This is a genomic window from Mesorhizobium sp. M7A.F.Ca.CA.004.04.2.1 (genome assembly GCF_004022825.1).
Lineage (GTDB): Bacteria > Pseudomonadota > Alphaproteobacteria > Rhizobiales > Rhizobiaceae > Mesorhizobium.
Genome location: NZ_RZPH01000926.1, coordinates 1 through 2,409, shown reverse-complemented (window position 1 = coordinate 2,409; position 2,409 = coordinate 1). Strand labels below are relative to the sequence as shown.

Sequence of the window (2,409 nt, the reverse complement as noted above, 5' to 3'; positions counted from 1 at the left end):
GTCGGAAGCGGCCGGCATCGCGATGCTGCTGCTCGTCGCCGCCTATGTCTTCGGCAGCTGGCTGCATCTGCGCCCGCTGAAGATCGCCAGCTTTCAGCTGCATTATCCGGCGCTGCCGATCGTCGCGCGGCAGTTGCTGATCGGCCCGATCGAGTTGCTGGCCGCCGCCGCGATCATCTTCTTTGCCCTGCCCGCAGCCCACAATCCCGGCTACTTCGTCATACTGGGCGTCTTCCTCGTCTCCTTCTCGATCGCGCAGATCTCGCACGCGCCGGGCGGGCTCGGCGTGTTCGAGGTGGTGTTTCTCGCCGGCCTGTCGGACATGGATCCGGTCGGCGTGCTGGCGGCGCTGCTGGTGTTCCGGCTGTTCTACCTGATCATCCCGCTGATTCTTGGCCTGGGTGTGGTGCTGTTCTTCGAACGCTCGCAGTTCAGCCGGACGGAGCCTTGAGGAGCGGGATTGGATCTGGAGGCCGCGCGCCGGCATCTGAAGTGCGGCGCCTGAAATCACCTGACGAAACGTGCCATTGAACCACAGAGCAGGCTTGACTATTTTCCGCTGGCGGCTACAAGGCAGCGCTCACAGCGGCTTGCCCGCTCGGCCCGCACGGTTCATGACCGCGCCTGCTGGGGAATAGGTTAACGGTAGACCCACGGACTCTGACTCCGTTAGTCCTGGTTCGAATCCAGGTTCCCCAGCCAAGATAAACCCACTGAAAACACTGAATTCTTGCCGCCAACCGAAACTTGGTGGTGCATGCCGCTGTGACAAAATAAGCGAAAAATAAGCGAATTTTAGCTGCCGCTTATTTTCCAGCCGCTTGGCCATCTTGCCGCAGGCTTTTCCTTTCGCGCTGGCCACACCATTTTCGGCCATGCCGCCATCCGATGCTTTCGCCGCGATGATAGCCGGGCTTTAGGCGGCGGCTTGAGTCGCGCCGATATCGCTAGCAGAGCCGGGGTTTCGCAGAACGACGATTCGGCGCTGCATCCATGGCAACAAATCGCGACCACATGGCCGGGAGGGCGGCGCGCGTTGAGCGCTTGCACCGGGAGGTGGTCGCCGGACCAAGACGCAATCCTACGCCTAAGCTTCTTTTTTTTCGAGCCATTGGATGAAGCCGAGATTTCGAGTGCGGTACTGGTTGATAGCGCTTTCCCTGCCAATTTCTTTGACCGCCTTGGCGAATCGCGTCAGTATTTCGATCATCTCGGGCGTGGCGTCGATCAGGTTCATGTAACGGCGTAGGCCGGCGAGCATGTCCCTCAGTTCCTCACCCTCATGCCCCTTGAGAATCTGGACATAACTTTCCACATCAATCGTAGCCGCTTCAGCCAGCAGTTCCGGATCGGTGATATTCTTGGCGAGCGCCATCACAGTCTCGTCGGTTGTGCGCTTCGGTTTCGTGGCGTTTTCAGCTTCCTTGATCCGCTTGAGCAGTTCAGGGGACAACTCCCGGCCGAACTCGTACAATCTATCGGTATCGAAGGCGGCGGGCTCATCCTTCTTTTCCCGGATGTATAGTGTGACCAGCTCTTCTGCGCGCGGATCTCCCAACTCACGGAACGTGCGCTCGACGCTCACTAAGTCGCCGAGGTCCAAGTACTTAAGCTCGCTTGCAAAAACCTCGACGAACCTGTCGAGTATGGGCTTGATCGGCTTCGTGAAGGACAGATGTAGGTCATCCCAAAGCTCCCGCATGGCTTCTTTTGCCTTGCGGTACATATCAGCCTCATTCAGCTCCTTCGCGTGCGCGTTCAGCCGCGATTGATCGAAGTATCCATTCTGGACAGCCTCAAGGAGGGTCAGGTCGAACGCGCTGGTGCCTGTGTACCGGTATTGGACAAGCAGGTCGCGCCATTTCAGGTCGAGGTCGGCGTCCTCCTTGATCGGGTTATAAGCGTTGACTCGCTTCAGGTAGTCGAGCGGTGGTGCGCCCTTTGGCTGAAGGTAACTCCAGGCGAGTAGGGTGATTGTCCGAACAGCATCCATTGTCACGCTAAAGGAATATCCGGCGAGCATAGGCGCGACCTGCTTAGCCAGAGCTAGAATTTTCCAGATCACTCGGACGTTCTTGATGCCCAGCAGGATAGCATGCTGACGGACCATGGCGGCGATGTTGTCACCGTCCCCCGGAATAGCGATGTCGGCAATCTCGGCGCAAGAAGGGTCGAACCGCAAGTACAAGTCCACCACCTTCTCTAAGTAGGACTCGAATTCACCCTTGTCCTCTAGTTGCTCGTCATTGAGGATCAGCACAACCTTGCACTTCCGATCGTCTCTGAGCTGGGAGATGTAGCCCAACACATCGACGCTTCTGAGCCCATCGCCCTTGCGTTCCAGATCATCGACCAGGACGATCTGATTGCGGATGCTGAGTGCTGCTGCTTCAACGGCTGCTTCACTGG

General features: G+C 58.1%; 1 protein-coding gene, 1 tRNA gene and 1 pseudogene. 2 read left to right on the top strand and 1 reads right to left on the bottom strand.

From position 1 onward, the window contains the following. Window positions 1-451: pseudogene (locus tag EN893_RS29280) on the top strand (UPF0104 family protein); the annotation flags it as partial. Window positions 452-628: 177 nt separating this feature from the next. Continuing rightward, a tRNA-Gln gene (locus EN893_RS29275) sits at window positions 629-702 on the top strand. 385 nt (window positions 703-1,087) lie between these two features. Here the strand turns inward: EN893_RS29275 and EN893_RS38325 are convergent. Next, window positions 1,088-2,409, bottom strand: a 1,322-nt coding sequence (locus EN893_RS38325; protein ID WP_164901205.1) for a hypothetical protein, incomplete at its 5' end; no start/stop codon positions are given.